Raw genomic sequence first — 20,116 nt, 5'->3', positions numbered from 1 at the left:
CAGAGCATAAGGATGCGCGTGACCAGTGCCTAGTGTAAAAGTTGCGTGGCTGGGCGGGCATGGGGGCTATCCCTGATCGGGGTTTTGGGGTTCTGAAAATATCCTTTATTTACATATGGATGGCTGGTTTTGTGTTTTATTTAAGTTTAAAAGAAATCGACTGGTTTCAGGCGATATGGTTCAGGTGTGAAGAAGTGGGCAGCCGGCCTTTAATGCCTTGAGCTGATTTTAGATAAAGGGACGAATAATCAGTTGCACACCCAAGACCGCCAGAAACAGCAGCAAGCATTGTTTGAAGCGGCGTTGGCTGATGCGCACGCGGATCTTTTGCCCCAGCCACATACCCAGCAAAGCCGGAACAATCACCAAGGTGGACATGCCCAGCTGGTTCAGCTTGAACACACCGTGCATGAACAGACCGCCAGCCAGCGCGATGGTGGAGATGGTGAAGGACAGCCCCAAAGCCTGCACCAGCTCGTCTTTATCCAGATTCAGGGCTTGCAGATACGGCACGGCAGGCATCACAAAAACGCCGGTAATGCCGGTTACCACGCCGGTCACCAGGCCAATCAAGGGTGAAAGCCAGGGTTCGAAGCGGGGTGACACCGTCAGAGCGGGGGCGATAAGCGCATAGCCTGCGTAAACCAGCAGTGCAACGCCTAAGGCCATGCCCGATAGCTGTGGCGAGGTATTGGCCAGCAGCGATGAGCCCCAGAGCGTGCCCAGCACAATGGTCAGCATCATGGACCAGAGTCTGCGCAGCAAAGCCAGCATGGACGGCCCGGCAAAGCATTGCCAGACATTGGTGATGAAAGAAGGCAGTACCAGTAAGGCGGCGGCCGAGGCGGGTGACATCACCAGACCCAGCAAGCTCATGGCGACCGTAGGCAGTCCCATGCCGGTAATGCCTTTGACCATGCCCGCTACCAGGAAGGTGACGCCGATCAGAAGAAGGAAAGAGAGTGATTCGTGCATACCTACATTGAAGCGTGGCAGGCAGGCGTACACAATGTGGATTTAAGGCGGTATCCTTCGGTTTATCCGAAGGGTATTCAGGAGTGGTCATGCGACTGGGTCTGGCAGATCTTCACTTGTTCTTGAGCATTGTGGATGCAGGCAGCATCACACAGGGGGCGGCACGCGCGAATCTGGCCCTGGCCTCGGCCAGCGAGCGTTTGCGTCGTATCGAGGACGATGCGGGTGTTGTCCTTCTGGAGCGTCTACCGCGCGGAGTCGTCACCACAGAAGCGGGTGAGGCGCTGGCCCACCATGCCCGTTTGATGCTGCGTCAGCATGATCAGCTGAAAGGTGAGTTGCAGGATTTTGCTGTCGGGGCGCGGGGGACTTTGCACCTGTATGCGAATACGGCGGCCTTAACCGAATTTCTGCCGTCCCGTTTGGCACCCTGGTTGGCGCAGCGGCCCAATCTGCATATCGAATTGAAAGAGCGTACCAGTGCCGATATTGTGCGTACAGTTGCTGCGGGCTTGGCCGAGGCCGGTGTGGTGTCGGATGCGGTGCAGGCACCGGGGCTGGTGCTGGAGCCGGTCGCCAAGGATCATCTGGTGCTGATTATGGCTGCGGCTCATCCCTTGGCGGCGCACGGCAAATTGAGCTTGCAGGATATTCTGTATGAGGCCTTCGTGGGCCTGATGCCGGGTAATGCCTTGCAAGATCATCTGGACGAACATGCTCGCGCTGCGGGCCATGCTTTGGCGCAGCGCATCCGCATGAAAACCTTCGAGGGGCTATGCCAGATGGTGGCCCACGGTGTGGGCCTGGGGATTGTGCCGCAAGGCGTAGCCAGCCGCTACAAGCGCCGTCACGGCTTTGTAGCGCGGCCTTTGAGTGATAGCTGGGCCAAGCGCTCCTTGTGCCTCTGTTATCAGGACTGGGACGCCCTATCCAAACCCATGCAGCGCTTGTTGCAGCATTTGGGGTCGATGAAGGTCTGCTGAGTCCAAGCTTTTTGCGGGAGCTTATTCACTGGCTTCATTTGCTTTTCAGGTAAGCAGTGAGCGGATATGGCATGCAAGCCTCGTACTGCTGGCGTCCTTATTCCAGCCCTTCCATCTTGGTGGCAACAAGCGGCTCTTGCGATTCCGTTGATTTCGTCAGGCTGACTTTCACTCCAATATCAGCCGGTTTTGCGTAGTGCAGGCTGCTGGTTACCAAGGCATTCACACCCGTTGCGGCATAGGCCGCTGCATTGCCTGCATGAATCCCTCCCGCCGCCAGAATGGTGATGTTGGGATGCGCTTTGCGTAGCGCAGGTACGATTTGCGCCAAGGTTTCAGGCGGGACTTTGTCGAACTGCACCACATCTGCGCCAGCCTGGGCCGCGCTATAGGCTTCATCCAAATCTGCTGCTTCGATTACGATTTTCTTCTCGCACAAAGCGTATTTGTGGCGGGCAATTGCACGGCTTACTTCTTCCCAGCCACCCATCAGTGCGCGATGCTGGGGGAAGATCAAGATGGTTTCACCCAAGCCCAGCCGATGCGGCATGGCACCACCGGATAGCGTGGCTTTCAAGGCCAGTTTGCGCACGCCAGGGGCATGTTTGCGGGTGGTCAGCACCGCCACCGAGGCATTCACCGTTTGCACGGCCTGCACGACTTGATGCGTCAGGGTAGCGATGCCGCAGGCAAATTCCAGCAGGTTCTGGCCCACCTTCCAGGCGCGCAGCAAGGCTTTGGCGGGGCCTTGTGCCAGCAAGATGGTCTGACCGGGCATGGCTGCTACCCCGCTGGGGGTGTAGTGCTGAGTTTGACCGCCGCAAGCGCGCACAATCTCGGCCACTTCTTCGGTGCCTGCTACGCGGATATGATCACGCACGACGTAACGCAGCGTGGTGTGCTGGGTGTGCAGGCCCAGCATGTGGCTGGTCAGGTCCAGGTAGGAAGCATCCTCGCCAATCCATTGGTCGATTTGGCTTTGTTCAAAAAAAACCGTCATTTTTGATTCCCGTAGCGCCGCAGCGCCCAAAAGCAGGCTAATGCCGTCAGCCCCAGCAACCAGGACAGCGCATTGGCACAGTCTGTGTCGCCATCCAGGACGGCGTTGTAGATAGATAAAGACAAGGTTTCGGTACGGCCCGCGATATTGCCACCCAGCATCAGCGAGATCCCGACTTCGCCCAGCGCCCTGCCGCCCGACAGAATCAGGCCCGTGGCCAGGGCGGGCCGTAGCAAGGGCAGTTCTACCCGGAAGAAGTAAGACCAGGTGCCGTGGCCCAGCGTGGCCGCTGCTTCACGCAGCCGTGGCGACAGGCCGTTCATGCTGTTTTGCACGGGTTTGACCATTAAAGGCAGCCCGGCGATAAACGCGGCGATCAACAAGGCCGCAGGCTGAAAGACGATATTGGGTGACCAGCCGGTGGCACTGGCCAGCCAGCCCTGTCTGCCCAAGGCAAGCAGCAGCAAATAACCGATGACAATCGGTGGAAAAACCAGCGGCAGACTCACCAGCGAATCGAGTAATCCGTGGCCCGGAAAGCGTTTTCTGGCCAGTACCCACGCCAGTGCGACCCCCAGAACTAATTGGGCCACCAGGGTGGCGGCCAGCACATAGACACTCAGGCCCAGCGAGCTGCTGGAGCAGCTCATCCAGGCAGACATTACAAGCCGTGGTGCTCAAGAATGGACTTGGCCTTGTCCGAGCCCAGGAACTGGGTCCAGGATTGCAAGGCAGGGCTTGCTGGGCGGTCCTTGAGCACGGCAAGGCTCAGATCAATCGGGTCGTGACATTGGGCCGGCATGGGCAGGACGGTGCCCAGCTTGTCCTTGTGGGCCAGCGCTTCGCTGCGGTTGATGAAGCCGGCGTCCACTTCGCCGTTCAGCAAGTAAGTCGATACTTGCGGCAGCATGGCGACTTCAATGGTGCGACCATCGGCCTGGATTTTTTCACGTTCCATGCAGGTGGTGGCGGCACGGCCGTAAACCGTTTTCTTGGCATCGCCAATCGCAATGCGGGCGTAGCTGGGCTGCTGCAAATCCTGGATGGAATCAATGGTCTTGCCCTTGGGCACGGCCAGCATCAGGGCACCCTGGCTGATGTTCACGAACTGCTGGGCAATGCCCATGGGCTCCAGAAAAAAGCGGTCGCCAATAATGGCGGCAATGTCTGGATTTTGCTCGCTCTGGGCGCGGACCTGCTGCATATTGCCAAAGCTGCTCTCTACCGTCAGGCCTGTTTCTTTATTGAAGGCTTCCATCAGTTCCGTGACGGGCTTGCGATAGCCTGCGCCGGTGGCAATCAGCAGGTCGGAAGCGTGGGCCGTGGTGGTGATCGCCAGCAGGCAAGCGGCGGAAAACAGCAAAGATTTCATGAGGTTTCCTATCGGACAAATTCGTTATGAGTTCGAGTTTATAACGAGATGAGGCAGACAGGGATGTTCGCCACGCTCCGAAGCCGGAGCCCCGAGACTCAAACCTGCTTGAAGACTTGGAAAGGCTGCTTGTGCCGAGCGACGATTCAACTTCCTCTTTGCCGCAAATCAGGAACTAGGAGACGAAAAAAATCCCCATCCTGAACCAGCAAGATGGGGATTTTGGGGGCACTCGCCACCCGGAGTCAGGCTCCGGGCGACATCGTGTGCTTTAGGCTTGAGCGGCTTTGAAAGCCAGACGCCATTGGTGCAGCAAAGGCTCGGTGTAGCCGTTAGGCTGTTCCAGGCCCTTCAGAACCAGATCCTGAGCGGCGCGGAAGGCAAAGGAGCCTTCAAAGTTGCCAGCCATGTTCTGGTAGGCTGGGTCGCCCGCGTTTTGCTGGTCCACCACAGCAGCCATGCGCTGCAGGGTTTCAACCACTTGTTCGTGGGTGACGATGCCATGCAGCAGCCAGTTGGCGATGTGCTGGCTGGAAATACGCAGGGTAGCGCGGTCTTCCATCAGACCTACGTCGTGGATGTCAGGCACTTTGGAGCAGCCCACGCCCTGGTCAATCCAGCGAACCACGTAACCCAGGATGCCCTGAGCGTTGTTGTCCAGTTCTTCCTGGATTTCCTTGGCGGACCAGCTGGTGTCAGTGGCCACAGGAATGGTCAGGATGCTGTCCAGGTAGTCGTTGGTGTCGCCTTCCAGACCCTTCTGAACGTCGACCACGTTGACTTGGTGGTAGTGCAAGGCGTGCAGCGTGGCAGCGGTAGGCGATGGCACCCAGGCGGTGTTGCCACCGGCCTTCACGTGACCAATCTTTTGCTCCAGCATTTCAGCCATCAGGTCAGGCATGGCCCACATGCCTTTACCGATCTGGGCACGACCACGCAGACCGCATTGCAGGCCGATCTGAACGTTGTTGCGCTCGTAGGCAGGCTGCCAGTCAGCTTGTTTCATGTCGGCCTTGCGCACTACGGCGCCAGCTTGCATGCAAGTGTGGATTTCGTCGCCAGTACGGTCCAGAAAGCCCGTGTTGATGAACACAACGCGCTCGGTGGCCTGGGCAATGGCTGCCTTCAGGTTCACGCTGGTGCGGCGCTCTTCGTCCATGATGCCCAGCTTGACGGTGTTGGGAGCCAGACCCAGCAGGCTTTCCACGCGGTCAAAAATTTCGCTGGCAAAAGCCACTTCGTCAGGACCGTGCATTTTGGGTTTGACGATGTACAGCGAGCCGCTGCGCGAGTTTTTCTTCAGTTCCAGATCGCGCATGCCGATCAGGGTGGTGATCACGGCGTCCAGAATGCCTTCAGGGATCTCGCGACCTTCGCCGTCAATGATGGCGGGGTTGCTCATCAGGTGACCGACGTTACGCACGAACATCAGGGAGCGGCCAGCCAGAGTCTGGGTAGCGCCCTTCAGGTCGGTGTACTGGCGATCGTCAGCCAGGCGGCGGGTGAACACCTTGCCGTCTTTCTTGATTTCTTCGGTCAGCGAACCGGTCACCAGACCCAGCCAGTTGCGGTATGCCAGGACCTTGTCGTCGGCGTCCACGGCAGCCACGGAGTCTTCGCAGTCCATGATGGTGGTCAGTGCGGCTTCCAGAACGATGTCTTTCACGCCAGCCGGGTCGGTCTTGCCGATGGGGCTGTTGGGGTCGATCTGCAGTTCAAAGTGCAGGCCGTTGTGCAGGAACACGATGGCTTCAGGCGCATCGGGCTGACCGCGGTAACCCAGCAGGGTCGAGGCGTCTTTCAGACCGGTGGTGCCGCCGTTTTCCAGGGTGACGCGCAAAGCGCCGTCAGCGATGGTGTAGGAGGTAGCCTGATCGTGGCTGCCTTGAGCCAGAGGAATGGTGTCGTTCAGGAACTGACGGCCAAAGGCGATAACCTTGGCACCGCGCACGGCGTTGTAGCCACCGCCACGCTGAGCACCGTCAGTGTCAGGGATGGCGTTGGTGCCGTACAGCGCGTCGTACAGGCTGCCCCAGCGTGCGTTTACGGCGTTCAGCGCGTAACGTGCGTTCATGATGGGCACAACCAGCTGAGGACCACCTTGTTCGGTGATTTCGGTGTCGACGTTGGCCGTGTTGACCTTGACGTTGGCAGGCGCTTCTTTCAGATAGCCGATGGAGCTCAGGAAGCTCTTGTAGGCAGGCATATCGGTGATGGGGCCTGGGTTGGCCGTGTGCCACTTGTCCAGTTCGACTTGCAAGCGGTCGCGTTCGGCCAGCAAGGCGCGGTTTTTAGGAGCCAGATCATGGACCAGCTTGTCGAAACCAGCCCAGAAGGCTTCGGAGGAGATACCTGTGCCGGGCAGGGCTTCTTGTTCGATGAACTGATGAAGCACCTCGGCGACTTGCAATCGCTGGCAGGAGATTCGAGTGGTCATGTGTACCCTTGCTGATAGTTAAAAGTGATTCGGTACAGCGGCAGGCCAAACGGCCGTGCTAACTGCAATTACCTGGTCAAGAGCACATTCAGAACTTGCTGAAATCGCGGGCGGATAGACCCACGCGGCGCCAGGACACAAATGACATCAGAGGGCGAGCAGATTGCTTGAAGCGAAAATCATTAAAATACGCTAACCCATTGTAAATTAGCCTAAATACAAGCTAATTTGCGCGATGACGAGCTATGTCTCACACGCATGCCGAGCACACTGCCAGGTTGGATAACTTAAATTATGAAGGACTGACGCAAGCTGGATTTAATACTAAAAGTATTAAGACTACATACTTAATGTATTTACTGGTTTTGGGCAAGTCTTATATATGAGGTAGAAGACGTGCCTGACTTCCACTTGCCATCATAAGCTGCCTCACCAGGCCCTGCTTGAAATACTTGATATGCCCGCCAAGCCGCTTGTTCAGCGCCATTAGCATAAAAACAGGGCTTTGGGATGCAGGGTCGCGCAAGGGGGCTGTTGGCCGTATTGGAGAAAAGTGGAATTTGCCCAAAACCGGGGTAAAGGCACTGATTCAAATAAGGTCCGTGAGTAAATTTCGTCTCAAAACCACAGATAGTCATGTCCACTGTGTGGACAGTGGGGCTTGTGGTTCAGTCAAAAACCAGTAACGACATTTGCGGTGGACGGAAATGCTCACCTGCTTGTCCAGGCAGTCCTGACCTGGTCTTGAACATGGCCTGCATGACTGTCATGGCAAGGGGGGCGCACCTGCTTATTAGTTGCTGGGGGACCAAAGTCAGATTATGGCGGCACTGAATCGGGTCGAGTGGGCAAGCCGGCTGAGTTCCGTCAACGGTATAGCGGTGATGTCATAAGGTGCAGGCAAGTTGGAAGCTGTGCGAGACAGCGCTGAATTTGTCATGGAGCCGTGTAGGAGGCCAGACAATAAACAGCTTATGATGCTTGCAGATCTGCTTGTCTTTGTTTCCCCTTGGAATACTTGTTATGTCTGATCCCAGCGGTTTTTCTCGTATCACGTCCACACCTGAATTGGTTCCGTTCAAGGGCTATCAGGACGCAGGCCAGGCTTTGGAGCAGTTGCGCCATATCTACGATCGCAATACCGCTTTTTTGCGTGATTCCTTTGCCCAGTGTCTGGAAACTGGTTTTCCACGCGGGCAGCGTTTCAGAGCCTGCTATCCTGCGGTGCGCTTGCGTGTCGATACCTATCAGGAAGTGGATAGCCGTCTTTCTTACGGGCACGTGGTTGAACCTGGTGTGTACATGACCACCATTACCGCCCCTGGCCTGTATCACGATTACTTGCTGGAGCAGTTGGAACTGCTGCTGCGCAATCATGGTGTGCAGGTGGAAGTGGGTGAGTCTTCCGTGCCCATCCCGCTGCATTTCGCCTTGAACAACGGCGTGCAGTCTACCGTGACGACCGTACCCGAGTCGCCGGGTGACACCTTGCGCGATCACTTCGATGTGCCCGATCTGGCCTATATGGACGATGCCATCGTCAACGGCACGTGGGAGCGTGTGCATAACGAACCGTTGCCGCTGGCTCCTTTTACCGCGCCGCGTATCGACTATTCCTTGCATCGTTTGCAGCACTACAGCGCCACCCGGCCCGAGTACTTCCAGAACTTTGTGCTGTTCACCAATTACCAGTTTTATGTGGACGAGTTCTGCCAGTGGGCGCGTGAAGTACTGCAGGCTGACGACCAGGGCTATATCGATCTGGTGGAGCCGGGCAATATCATCACCCCCGCAGGTGCGAATGCTTCAACAACAGGCTCACCCCTGGCTCGTGCGCCACAGATGCCCTCTTACCATTTGCGCCGTGCCGATCATTCTGGCATCACGCTGATCAATATCGGTGTGGGACCATCCAATGCCAAGACCATTACCGATCACGTGGCCGTCTTGCGCCCTGCCGCCTGGCTGATGCTGGGCCACTGCGCCGGTTTGCGCACCACCCAGCGTTTGGGCGATTACGTGCTGGCCCATGGCTATGTACGTCAGGACCACGTGCTGGACGAGGATTTGCCCACCTGGGTGCCCATCCCTCCTCTGGCAGAAATTCAGGTCGCTTTGGAGCAGGCCGTGGCCGAGGTGGCCGGGCTGTCCGGCTGGGAGCTGAAACGCATCATGCGTACCGGCACGGTGGCATCCATTGATAACCGTAACTGGGAGCTGCGTGACCACCACGAACCGGTGCGACGCTTGTCCCAGTCGCGGGCGATTGCGCTGGATATGGAGTCCGCCACGATTGCCGCCAATGGCTTCCGCTTCCGTGTGCCGTATGGGACCTTGCTGTGTGTGTCGGACAAGCCCTTGCATGGCGAGCTGAAACTGCCGGGCATGGCCAGTGAGTTCTATGCACGACAGGTTGGCCAGCATCTGCACATTGGTATCCGGGCGCTGGAGTTGCTGCGCGAGATGCCCAAAGAAAGGCTGCACTCGCGCAAGCTGCGCAGCTTTCTGGAAACGGCGTTTCAATAAGATATTGCAGGCCTTGTTAGTGCCTACGCGCCTGGGTGAGTGATTGGCTCGTAGCACTGGCAAACCACCTTTAGCGGCTTAAGAAATAGGCCGTGCTACCAAGTGGAGCACGGCCTCTTGGTTTCTTTGAGGACAGCAGGCACCCCTATGGATAAAGCGTTTCAAGATTTTTATGCAGACAACTTCAGCCATTGCTACGGCTGCGGCAAACATAATCCCGACGGGCATCAGCTAAAGAGCTACTGGGACGGCGACGATACCGTGGCCCGCTACACACCCAAGCCAATTTACAGCGGTGGTGTGCCTAATCATGTGTACGGTGGTTTGATTGCTTCTTTACTGGATTGCCATGGCACCGCTTCTGCGGCAGCCTTCATCTATCGGGATTTGAGTATCGAGATGGGCACCAGCGAGGAGCCGATCCGTTGCGTGACTGCCTCCCTGAAAGTGGAGTTTCGGCGTCCTACCCCGATGGGGACGGAACTGACGGTGCAGGGCAAGTTGCGTGAGCTGGATGGGCGCAAGGTCTGGGTAGACCTGTCGCTAAGCGCGAATGGCGAGGTCTGTGCGACGGGGGAAATGCTGGCGATCCGCTTCAAGGAATAAGCAGGTTTGTGAGGCCAATAGACTGTAAAGAATGTCCTTAGCTTGTGTCGCCGATGTATAGCGCTTTTTTCTTCGAGGGTAACCCAGTGCTCGAAAGTACCCCCACGCGGTGCTCGTAGGCTGGTGCTTTCGTGGGGCTAGTGGGGTGGGAGCGATAGCCAGACAAGAAAAAGCCGGGCCCATTCAGGCCCGGCTTTTCGTCTTTCAATCCCAGCTAATTAGCGGCTCGCAGCAATCGCATCGCGTGCTTTCTTCACCAGGTCTTCGCCGATGGTCTTGGTCCACTTCTCGACCACGCCTTCTGTCGCCTTTGCAAAGGCAGCATGCTGCTCAGGAGTCAGCGTAGTGACCTTCACGCCGTGTCCTTCGATCTCTTTGAGCAAGGCAGGATCTTCAGCCGTGATGCCGGTGCGGGCAATCACGATTTCACGCTTGCCGGCTTCAATAGCGGCTTCACGCACGATCTTCTGGTCTTCCTCGCTCCAGGATTTCCACACGTCACGGTTCACCACAAACACCAGTGGATCAGACACGTAGTTCCACAGGGTCAGGTATTGCTGCTGCACGTCGTACAGCTTGGCACCGGCGTAAATGGACAGGGGGTTTTCCTGGCCGTCTACGGCCTTATTAGCCAGTGCGGGTTGTGCATCTGCCCAGCTCATTTGCGTAGGGTTGGCACCCAGGGCGCTGAAGGTGTCCATGTACAGCGGCGAACCTACCACGCGCAGTTTCAGGCCCTTCATGTCTTCAGGCTTGGTCACTTCGTGCTTGGAGTTGCTGAGCTGACGGAAACCGTTTTCACCCCAGGCCAGAGGCACTACACCGGCTTTCTCGATGTAGCCAAACAGGTCCTTGCCGACTTCGCCATTGATCAGGGCGTCAGTGGCTTTGGCGTCAGGTTGCAGGAATGGCAGGGAGAACAGGTTCAGCTGCTTGATCTGGGGGGACCAGTTGATGGTCGAGCCCACGGCCATATCAATCATGCCCTGGCGAATGGCGGTGAACTCGCGCGTCTGGTCGCCTTGCACCAGCGAGGTGCCAGGGTAGATCTTGATATTGATGCGGCCATCGGTGCGCTCGCGCACCAGGTCGGACCAGATCACGGCGCCTTGGCCCCAGGGGAAGGTGGTGCCCACCACGATGGACAGCTTGTATTCGGATTTGTAGGCGGCTTGCGCTGCCGGAACCACGGCCAAGGTGGCGGCTGTACATGCCAGAGCGGCCAGAATGTGACGTAATTTCATGGGTCAGGTCTCCCTTTCTATGAGTTGTGTTGCAGTCTTGTGGTTTTAGTTAAAGCCCAGGTAGCGTGGCAGCCACAGGGCAATTTCGGGTTCTGCGATCACCAGCAGCATGGTCGAGCCCATACCCAGCAGTAGCCAGCCTACCCAGCGCAGGGTGCTTTCCATAGGAACGCCCGCGATACGGCAGGCCACCATCAGGTTTACGGCGACTGGCGGGGTGAACTGGCCCAGGGCCACGTTCAAGGTCAGCAAGACCCCGAACCAGACGGGATGCCAGCCAAAGTTGTAGGCAATAGGCATGAACAGCGGCACAAAGATCAGGAAGATCGAAATGCCATCCAGGAACATGCCCAGCACAATCAGCATGACAATCATCAGCGCCAAAATGCCGTACTCGCCCAGACCGGAATTGATGATGGCATTGGTGACGGGGTCAATAATGCTCAGGGTGGACAGAGCCCAGGCAAAAATACCGGCCAGCGCCACGACCATCATGATGACGGCTGATAATTCGGCGGCTTCCCGCAGGATCAAAAACAGATCGCGGAACTTGATGGTGCGGTGGATGACCATGCCTACGAACAGGCCGTAGAACACGGCCACAACAGCCGCTTCGGTGGGGGTGAACAGGCCCAGGCGCATACCGCCCAGAATGATCACCGGCGCAATCAGGCCCCAGGCCGCTTCTCGCAGGCTGCGCCAGAAGGGTGGACGTGGCAGTTCGGCTTCGGCCAATCCCAGCTTGTGACGACGCGACAGCCAGATGGCCGGAATAATCAGGCCAATACCCGCCAGAATGCCGGGGAACATACCGGCCGCAAACAGCGCAGGTACGGAGGCCTCGGGCACCAGCACCGAGTAAATAATGAAGGCGATGGAGGGGGGAATCAGAATGTCGGTGGCAGCACCCGCGCCCACAATACTGGCCGCAAAAGGACCGGGATAGCCCGCGCGTTTCATGGCGCCGATCATGACCGCGCCCACGGCGGCGGCGCAGGCCGGGCCGGAGCCGGAAATACCGCCCAGGAACATGGCCACGCCAATGGCAACGACGGGCAACATGCCAGGACCACGGCCAACCAGCGCTACGGCAAAGTTCACCAGACGGCTGGCCACGCCCGAGCGGTCAAAAATGGAGCCTACCAGCACAAACATGGGAATGGCCAGCAATGGGTATTTGGCCAGACCGGCGTAAAAGCTTTGCGGCACGGCCATCAAGCCAAACCAGTGCGTATCCAGGTTGGACATCAAAATGGCAAAGGCACCGCCTATACCCAGGGATACGCCAACGGGCACGCCCACCAGCATCAAACCAATGAAGATGACGAACAGCAACGTTGCAATCATGATTTGGCCTGCCAACGACGCACCCACATGCCCAGCAAACGCAGGCTCAGGGTAGTAGACAGGATGGGCAGCCACATGCTGTACCACCAGGTCGGGACACCAATGGACGGCGAGGTATCACCCCACTCGAACTCGTCCAGGGCCATGCGGCCGGACAGAATGGCCATGCCGACAAAGAACAGCAGGCTCATGCCAATGCCAAACAGGGCCAGGCGGCGTTGACGACGCTGTGTGCCCGCATCGGCAAAGACTTCAATACGAATGTGCAAGTGGCGCACACAGGCGCTGGCACCGGCATTCATGGTCAGGACCACCAGCAGGAAGATGGAGATTTCCTCGGTCCAGGCAAAGGAGCTATCGGTCAGATAGCGCACAAACACGTTGGCAAAAGTAATTAATGCCAGGGCCGCCATGATCAGGACCGAAGCCCAGTCTTCTATTTGCAAGGGAATACGCAGGCCGGATTCGGCGGGCGAGGCGGCGTGATTATCAGGTGTATCTGTAGAACTTGAATCCATGAGATCTGTCAGATTTGGCAATAAAGCTACATGCTAGCGGTCAAAGACGGGGCTGGCAGTGAGTAATTTCCCCCGGGGCAAACGCACCCTTGGGCCTTGTTTGGCCTGGGGAGAGACGATAGGGATTTGGGGGCGAGGGCACACGCAATAGGGGGGTGGTGCTTCGCCTAGCTGATGAGGTGTAAAACCTGGCCCGGCACGACAGATGGGCCTGTGTGTGGCGCTCTGAGAGGCCCGACTGGGGTGTTGCCGGGCTTGCTGTGCGGGTGATTAGCAAGGGTGCAGGCTGCCGGTGGGGCAGCCTGGGCTAATGCAAGCTGGGGGACAGCTTACTCTTTTTTACGGTCCTTTTTCCCTTTTTTGCCTTCTTTGTCCTTTTTGGGCGCTTTTTTGTCTTTATTTTTATCTTTGTTTTTGGCTTTGTCTTTTTTCTTCTTTTTGCCTTTCTTGTCTTTTTTGTCTTTGGAGCGTGAAGACTCGTTATCGTCGTCCGTGTCCGCGTCTTTATCCTGATCGGACTCGCCCTTTTCTGCCTGCTTATTGGCAGCGGCTTTCAGATCAGCGGTTGTTTGTTTGGATGAAACCGGCGTTTTACGGGCTTGCTCCATTTCTGCATCCAGCTCGGCAGCCACTTCACGCAGCTCGTCTGCCACAGCCTGGGAGCGATCCGATTGCAGGGCAATCATGGTGCCACGGCATTGGGCAGCGCCACACAGACAGCGATAGTTCTGCTTGAGCTCCTCGGTAATTTCATCGTCGATGACCAGCGAGTAGTCATACAAGAGCTCTTCCCCGGCGGGAATATCGCGCATGGCCACAATAAACACGCGTGATCCGTCCACGTTCTCGTGACCCTCACAGTTGGGGGCGCAAGAGTGGTTGATCCAGCGCGAGTCATTGCCGCCCTGACCCCCGTCCACAATTTTGCCGTTGCTCAAGGCAAAGAAAAACGTGTGAAAAGGCTCGTCCGGATTGACCGGGAACAGGGCATCGGCTTGTTCGGGTGTCAGCCGCTTGCCTGCGTATTGCAGGATGCGAGTTCCGGCAGGAATATCGCGTAGCGCAAAGACGCCATTGCCGTGCAGTTTGGACGGTTTGACGACGTGCCAGGGTTGGCGTTGAGTGACCATGGGGAATCAGCCTGTAAAAGGGGATAAACTGGACGGCGATCTCTATCTTACAAAACATGCAGGGCTACGCAACCATGTCACTTGAAACGACCGCCCACAACGGCGCGCAAATCTTGCTCGAAACCTTGATCGCTCAGGGTGTAGATACCATTTTTGGTTATCCTGGCGGAGCGGTGTTACCGCTCTATGATGCTCTTCATGCACAACCGCGAATTCGTCATATTCTGGTCCGCCACGAGCAAGCTGCCGTACACGCGGCCGAGGGCTATGCCCGCAGCACCGGCAAACCTGGCGTGGTGCTGGTGACATCGGGCCCTGGTATGGCCAATACCACCTCCGGTTTGCTCGATGCCTTGTGTGATTCTATTCCTGTCCTGTGTATTAGTGGTCAAGTAGCGACCACCGCAATTGGTACCGCTGCGTTCCAGGAGTGTGATGCGATTGGCATTTCCCGCCCTGTGACCAAGTGGAATGCCCAGGTTCGTCGCATTGAAGACGTGGCCTCCCTGACGGCCAAGGCCTTGCGCCTGTGTACCCAGGGCCGCCCTGGCCCGGTGCTGCTGGACTTCCCCAAAGATATTCAGATCGCCACCCTGCCCGCTGCCAGCAGCGAGGCTCCAGTCCAGGAAGAGGCCGACAGCCTCTTGGCTCCTGCCGCTCCGGCCCCTGCTCAGGAAGCGGCGATCAAACGCGCGGCTGCCATGATTGCGCACGCCCGTCGCCCCGTTTTTTACGGTGGTGGTGGCCTGATCAACTCCGGTGCCGATGCCAGCCATGCCTTCACCAGCCTGGTTCAGGAAACCGGCGCACCTTGTACGCTGACCTTGATGGGCTTGGGTGCTTACCCCGCACGGGATGAGCAGTTCGTGGGCATGTTGGGCATGCACGGCACGCTGGAAGCCAATCTGGCCATGCACCATGCGGATCTGATTATCTGTGTAGGCGCTCGTTTCGACGACCGCATTACTGGCCGTCTGTCCGATTTCTGCCCGCATGCCAGCAAGATTCATATTGATATTGACCCCGGCTCCATCGACAAGGTGGTGCGTGCCGATGTGGCTCTGGTGGGCGATTGCTATCCCCTGCTGCGCGCCCTGCGCAAAGAGCTGTCGCACCACGAATTGCCCGAAGGTCGCTTGAATGATTGGTGGCAGCGCATTGGCGTGTGGCGCGCTCAAGAGTGCTTGAAAGTGACGCCACATAAGGACGCGATCTTGCCACAGCACTTGCTGCAACGTCTGGACGCGCATCTGGAAGGCCGTGATGCCATCGTGTCTACCGATGTAGGCCAGCACCAGATGTGGGCGGCGCAATACATCAAGTTTGATCGCCCTCGCCGTTGGCTGACTTCGGGTGGTGCGGGCACCATGGGTTACGGCGTGCCAGCCGCTTTTGGAGCGCAGATTGCGCATCCGGACAAGCTGGTGGTGTGCGTCAGTGGTGACGCTTCGGTGCTGATGAATATTCAGGAACTGGCCAGCGCCGTGCAGCATCGCACGCCGATCAAGGTGATTCTGTGCAATAACCGTCACATGGGGATGGTGCGTCAGTGGCAAGAGCTGATTCACGATGGCCGCTACAGCCATAGCTATAACGAAGCCATGCCGGATTTTGTGGCCTTGTCGCGCGCCTTTGGCTGGGAAGCCGAACGCGTGGAGCACCCCGATCAGCTGGATGCGGCTCTGGAGCGCTGCTTGGCTCATGACGGCCCCTTCTTCCTGAACGTGGAAGTGCTGGCGCTGGAAAACTGTTTCCCCATGATGCCAGCGGGCTATGGCCATCAACAGGTCATGCTGTCCGAAGATAACTGGTACGTAGAAGAATAAGGTGCCCGGCTGGGACACAGGCGTAAAAACCCCTATGTCCCAGCCCGAGCACTGCGCATTAAATACACTGATCCATTCAGACAGGAGGGGCATGCATGATGTACCGTCACATGAAGAACCGTCTTTTGGCCGCGGGTTTGATGCTGGGTTTAGGCCTGGCTGCGGGAGCGGCTACGGCTCAAACGTCCTTGAAGTTGGCCTACGCCTTGTCCACCAGTTCACACTATGGTGCTGGCGCGAAAGCCTTTGCCAGTGCCCTGGAAAAGGATGGCAATTACACCATCGAGGCCTTTCCCAACAGCGCCCTGGGTGGCGAGCGTGAAGTCATTGAAGGCCTGCAACTGGGCACAATTGATCTGGCCATTGTTTCTACCGGCGCAACCCTGAACTTTGTGCCCAAGACCGGCGTATTCGATATCCCTTTCCTGTTCCGTGATCTGCAACATGCCCGTCATGTGCTGGATGGCAAGATCGGTCAGGACATGCTGGCTGAGTTTCCCAAGCGCGGGATTGTGGCGCTGGCCTGGGGTGAGCAAGGTTTCCGTCACCTGACCAATAATGTGCGTCCTGTCACTACCCCAGCTGATGCCAAGGGTTTGAAGATACGCACTACAGAAAACCCCATCCATATTGCGGCCTTCCGTGAAATCGGCATTCTGGCGACGCCTATGGCCTGGCCGGAAGTGGCGACGGCCTTGCAACAAGGCACTATCGACGGCCAGGAAAACCCCTTGTCCGTGATTGTGTCGGCCAAGCTGCCGCAGCTGCAAAAGTATCTGTCGCTGACTGCACACGTGTACGGCCCGGCCTTGGTGCTGATGTCTCCGGCGGTATATGACGGCCTGTCCGATCAGGACAAGCAGTTGATGAAAGATGCCGGCGTAACGGCTGCCCAGGCCATGCGTGATTACGTGGACGACATCGAGAAAACTGGCGTAGATGCCGTCAAGGCGGAAGGCATGCAGGTCAATACCGTTGACCATGCGGCATTTGCCAAAGCGGTAGAGCCCGTCTATCCCCAGTACTACAAACAGTTCGGCCAGGAGCTGGTCGAGGCCATTCGTCAGACTCAGTAAACGGCGTTCATCATGAAAGCGCTGCTGTCTGTGCTGGACAAGGGCCTGTTTCGTCTGGTGTCCTGGGTAACGCAGTTGCTGCTGCTCTCGGCAGTGGCAGCTGCGTTCTATCAGGTTATCGCCCGTTTTGTACTTCAGTCGCCCGCCGACTGGAGCGAGGCCTGGTCGCGTGCTGCCTTGATCTGGACGGTCATGCTGGGTCTGTGTCTGGCCCTGCGTCAGGGCGCCATGCTGAGCGTGGATGTGCTGCGACTTTGGGTCGGGCAGCGGGCACAGCATTGGCTGGATGTGGCCGTGCTGCTTGCTTGTCTGACCTTTTTCGGCTTGTTGACCTGGGTCGGTATTCAAATGACCTGGCGGGTACGGTTTCAGACCATGCCCAGCCTGGAGTGGTCCATTTCCTGGGTGTATATTGCGATCCCGATTGGCGCTGTGCTGGCCATTCTAGGATTGCTGGCCCGTTGGCTGGAAAAACCGGCACCCGCTGTGGTGGATAACACGCAGCTCTAATTCAAGACCTGATTCCGTGCCTGTAAAGCACCGCCGCACTCTGGATGCCTGGCTGGCATCTGTTTAGACCGGAGACCGTATCGTGCCCCAGATCATGCTTGTGTCCATGCTGCTGTTCTTTGTATTGACGGTGCCCGTGGCCATTGCCGTGGGGCTGGCCAATATGGCGGGGGTAGCGTGGGAGGGGCGCATGACGTTTCTGGTCATCGCCCAGCAACTGTACGCAGCCCTGGACAAATACCCTCTGGTGGCGGTGCCTTTCTTCATCCTGGCGGGTAACTTGATGGAATCGGGCGGCATGTCCAACCGTATGGTGGAGTTTGCCAAAAGCCTGGTCGGTGGTGTGCAGGGTGGTCTGGCGTGCAGCTGTGTGCTGACCTGCATGATTTTTGCGGCTGTGGCTGGCTCCAGTGTGGCCACCACTTTTGCGGTGGGGGCGATTCTGATTCCTGCCATGGTTCGTCATGGTTATCCAGCGCCGTTTGCCGCATCTTTGCAGGCTTCAGCGGCGGAGCTGGGGGTGATTATCCCGCCGTCCATTCCCATGATTCTGTTCGCTGTATCCACAGACACGTCGGTGGGCGAGCTGTTTGTTGCGGGTATTGGTCCTGGCTTGTTGATCGGCGGCGCTTTGATGATTTATGTGTGGTTGTACGCACGTCGTCATGGTTTGGGTTTGCAGGATGGTGTGGGCCGTCTAAGTGTTTGGACGGCCTTTCGTCAGGCGTGGCTGGCCTTGCTGATGCCGGTGATTATTCTTGGCGGAATTTACGGGGGTATTTTCACGCCTACCGAGGCTTCAGCCGTGGCGGTAGTCTATGCCTTGATCGTCAGCATGTTTATTTACCGCAGTGTTAAATGGGGCGATTTGTCCAAGGTGCTGCATCGTTCCGTGGTGTCCACGGCGGTGATCATGTTCATCATTGCCAATGCGGGTGTGTTTGGCTTCTTGCTTAATCGCACCGGCATTCCGGCTGCCATGGGGATATGGTTGGGGGAACTGTTCAGCAGCCCCATGATGTTCTTGCTGGGCATGAACGTGGCCTTGTTTGTGGTGGGCATGTTCGTCGAGACTTCCGCCTCGATTGTGGTGCTGGCTCCGCTCTTGTTGCCGGTGGCGGTGCAGTTTGGGATTGATCCGGCGCATTTTGGCATCATTATGGTGGTTAATCTGGCACTGGGAATGGTGACTCCGCCCTTTGGCGTGAACCTGTTTGCGGCGTGTTCAGTAGCCGGAATTTCTTTGGAAAAACTGATACGTCCCCTGCTGCCTTTTGTCGTTGTCATCCTGGCCTGCTTGATGCTGATCAGCTATGTGCCAGAAGTCAGTTTGTGGGCGCGAGACCTGGTGTACCGTTGATGAATTGTCTGCTTTCCTGAGCGCTGTTCATGAGCTACTTTCTCCTGTTGTTGGTTCACCTTCTGGCTGCAATTTTCTTCATCGGCACCGTGTTTTTCGAGGTGCTGATGTTGTCGCCTTTGGCGCGTCAGGTTTCCCGCCCATCGATGCGGGAGTTCGAATATGCCCTGGGGCGCCGCGCGCGTCGCATCATGCCTTGGGTTTTGTTATTGCTCTACGGTGCGGGCTTGAGTCTGGCCTGGCAGCATCGGGCCTTGTTTGAGGTCGGCGGGGCCAGGGCCTGGATTCTGGGCTTGAAAATCACCTTGGCCTTGAGTGTGTTTGGACACTTCCTGTCCGTCATGGTGATGAGCCGACGCAAGACCATGACAGCGCGTCGGTCACGGATTATTCACCTGAGTGTTTTTGCACACGTACTGCTGATTGTGGTGCTGGCTAAGGCTTTGTTTTATTTGCCGCTTTAGTCGTGGGTTTTCATGCTGTGGCATTGATGTTTAGAAAGGGTTTGGCTGTGGAATAGTGCTCGGATGCAGCTTGGCGTAGGGGAGCTTATTAAAAGCCAGGCGCGAGTCCGTGGGGCTCGGGGGGTGGGCTGAGCACTTGCCGGTGCTGCGCACCGGTGCCCTTGTCAGGAGATAGCGCAGGGCGCATCCTGAACTCGCACGATGGTTTGTCCACCGGACAAACCATAAGCGTCGTGCTCAAACAGCAGGATGCTTGGACCCCTGCGCTATCTCCTGACCGCGGCAAGTACTCTGATCCGCCCACCCCCCGAGCCCCACGGACTCGCGCCTTCACACCGTTTTAATACCTCGGCCTTGCAACTCTGTTTCGGTTGAGTTTGCATTGGTTGTGGTTGTGGTTGTGGTTGTGGTGGCTGTGTGCAGTGTGTCGTGTGCTATGCACTATGTGTTGTTGTTGTTGTTGTTGTTGTTGTTGTTGTTGTTGTTGTTGTTGTTTGCTGTTCGATGTTTATGCTTGCTTAGCAGTTTATGTTTCGGTCGTTTCCTTATGCCGCTGCTCAGCGGTGTCATAAATACCGTGGTGGAACTGAGGTCATACGGGTAAGAAGTCTTGCAGCCTATGGGCAAAGAACTATTGTGAGCCGTTCAGGGACCGGGTTTGGGTCTCGGGGCGGTTCAGAGTACTTGCCGCAGGCGAGTGCGGGATCCGGGATGCAAGCGCCCTGTTGTTTGAGCACGGCGT

General features: G+C 57.3%; 17 protein-coding genes. 8 read left to right on the top strand and 9 right to left on the bottom strand.

What is annotated here, in order from left to right; genetic code table 11:
- Nucleotides 1-228: 228 nt before the first annotated feature.
- Nucleotides 229-975, bottom strand: coding sequence for a sulfite exporter TauE/SafE family protein (locus tag Q9R35_RS18090; protein ID WP_311220222.1), 747 nt, complete (start codon nt 973-975; stop codon nt 229-231).
- 89 nt (nt 976-1,064) lie between these two features.
- Between Q9R35_RS18090 and Q9R35_RS18085 the strand changes: the two genes are divergently transcribed.
- Nucleotides 1,065-1,958, top strand: a complete 894-nt coding sequence (locus Q9R35_RS18085) for a LysR family transcriptional regulator (protein WP_311220221.1) — start codon at nt 1,065-1,067, stop codon at nt 1,956-1,958.
- 97 nt (nt 1,959-2,055) lie between these two features.
- Here the strand turns inward: Q9R35_RS18085 and modD are convergent, their stop codons facing one another.
- From modD to Q9R35_RS18065, 4 genes are all read right to left on the bottom strand, one after another.
- Nucleotides 2,056-2,958 (bottom strand): ModD protein, encoded by a 903-nt coding sequence (gene modD, locus Q9R35_RS18080; protein WP_311220220.1) that lies wholly within the window; start codon nt 2,956-2,958, stop codon nt 2,056-2,058.
- Nucleotides 2,955-3,620 carry a molybdate ABC transporter permease subunit gene (modB, locus tag Q9R35_RS18075; protein ID WP_172805339.1) on the bottom strand — a complete coding sequence of 222 codons (666 nt, stop codon included), beginning with the start codon at nt 3,618-3,620 and terminating at the stop codon, nt 2,955-2,957. Before modB ends, modD begins: the two co-directional genes overlap by 4 nt.
- Nucleotides 3,620-4,330: a molybdate ABC transporter substrate-binding protein gene (modA, locus tag Q9R35_RS18070; protein ID WP_063690972.1), complete on the bottom strand. Its 711-nt coding sequence runs from the start codon at nt 4,328-4,330 to the stop codon at nt 3,620-3,622. Before modA ends, modB begins: the two co-directional genes overlap by 1 nt.
- A 271-nt stretch (nt 4,331-4,601) precedes the next feature.
- Nucleotides 4,602-6,767 carry a malate synthase G gene (locus Q9R35_RS18065; RefSeq protein ID WP_042484830.1) on the bottom strand — a complete coding sequence of 722 codons (2,166 nt, stop codon included), beginning with the start codon at nt 6,765-6,767 and terminating at the stop codon, nt 4,602-4,604.
- Between the two features lie 1,023 nt (nt 6,768-7,790).
- Between Q9R35_RS18065 and Q9R35_RS18060 the strand changes: the two genes are divergently transcribed.
- Complete coding sequence (locus tag Q9R35_RS18060) at nt 7,791-9,293, top strand: AMP nucleosidase (protein ID WP_042484828.1); 1,503 nt, start codon at nt 7,791-7,793, stop codon at nt 9,291-9,293.
- 147 nt (nt 9,294-9,440) lie between these two features.
- Complete coding sequence (locus Q9R35_RS18055) at nt 9,441-9,899, top strand: PaaI family thioesterase (RefSeq protein ID WP_042484825.1); 459 nt, start codon at nt 9,441-9,443, stop codon at nt 9,897-9,899.
- A 218-nt stretch (nt 9,900-10,117) separates the two neighbouring features.
- Here the strand turns inward: Q9R35_RS18055 and Q9R35_RS18050 are convergent, their stop codons facing one another.
- The 4 genes from Q9R35_RS18050 to Q9R35_RS18035 form a co-directional block, all read right to left on the bottom strand.
- A complete protein-coding gene (locus tag Q9R35_RS18050) occupies nt 10,118-11,143 on the bottom strand; it encodes a DctP family TRAP transporter solute-binding subunit (RefSeq protein WP_042484822.1) in 1,026 nt (341 codons plus the stop codon).
- Nucleotides 11,144-11,188: 45 nt separating this feature from the next.
- Nucleotides 11,189-12,490, bottom strand: coding sequence for a TRAP transporter large permease (locus Q9R35_RS18045; RefSeq protein WP_035269297.1), 1,302 nt, complete (start codon nt 12,488-12,490; stop codon nt 11,189-11,191).
- On the bottom strand, nt 12,487-13,008 hold the full coding sequence (locus tag Q9R35_RS18040; RefSeq protein WP_042484816.1) for a TRAP transporter small permease: 522 nt from the start codon (nt 13,006-13,008) through the stop codon (nt 12,487-12,489). The genes Q9R35_RS18045 and Q9R35_RS18040 overlap by 4 nt, the downstream gene beginning before the upstream one ends.
- Nucleotides 13,009-13,337: 329 nt before the next feature.
- Nucleotides 13,338-14,138, bottom strand: a complete 801-nt coding sequence (locus Q9R35_RS18035) for an SET domain-containing protein-lysine N-methyltransferase (RefSeq protein ID WP_311220219.1) — start codon at nt 14,136-14,138, stop codon at nt 13,338-13,340.
- Between the two features lie 56 nt (nt 14,139-14,194).
- Here Q9R35_RS18035 and ilvB point away from each other — a divergent pair, with 56 nt between their 5' ends.
- From ilvB to Q9R35_RS18010, 5 genes are all read left to right on the top strand, one after another.
- Entirely contained in the window at nt 14,195-15,964 is a 1,770-nt protein-coding gene (ilvB, locus tag Q9R35_RS18030; RefSeq protein WP_086069864.1) for a biosynthetic-type acetolactate synthase large subunit, read from the top strand.
- Nucleotides 15,965-16,074: 110 nt separating this feature from the next.
- Nucleotides 16,075-17,040, top strand: a complete 966-nt coding sequence (locus Q9R35_RS18025; RefSeq protein WP_026483872.1) for a TRAP transporter substrate-binding protein — start codon at nt 16,075-16,077, stop codon at nt 17,038-17,040.
- A gap of 12 nt (nt 17,041-17,052) precedes the next feature.
- Entirely contained in the window at nt 17,053-17,550 is a 498-nt protein-coding gene (locus tag Q9R35_RS18020; protein ID WP_042484807.1) for a TRAP transporter small permease, read from the top strand.
- A gap of 106 nt (nt 17,551-17,656) precedes the next feature.
- Nucleotides 17,657-18,910 carry a TRAP transporter large permease gene (locus Q9R35_RS18015; RefSeq protein ID WP_404977962.1) on the top strand — a complete coding sequence of 418 codons (1,254 nt, stop codon included), beginning with the start codon at nt 17,657-17,659 and terminating at the stop codon, nt 18,908-18,910.
- A 29-nt stretch (nt 18,911-18,939) separates the two neighbouring features.
- Nucleotides 18,940-19,374 (top strand): hypothetical protein, encoded by a 435-nt coding sequence (locus Q9R35_RS18010; RefSeq protein ID WP_311220218.1) that lies wholly within the window; start codon nt 18,940-18,942, stop codon nt 19,372-19,374.
- Nucleotides 19,375-20,116: the final 742 nt, after the last annotated feature.

The sequence above is a fragment of the Alcaligenes sp. AB3 genome (assembly GCF_031844565.1).
GTDB classification, from domain to species: Bacteria; Pseudomonadota; Gammaproteobacteria; order Burkholderiales; family Burkholderiaceae_B; genus Alcaligenes; species Alcaligenes faecalis.
Note: the sequence above shows the minus strand (reverse complement) of the source record. Positions and strands in the feature narration are given on the sequence as shown.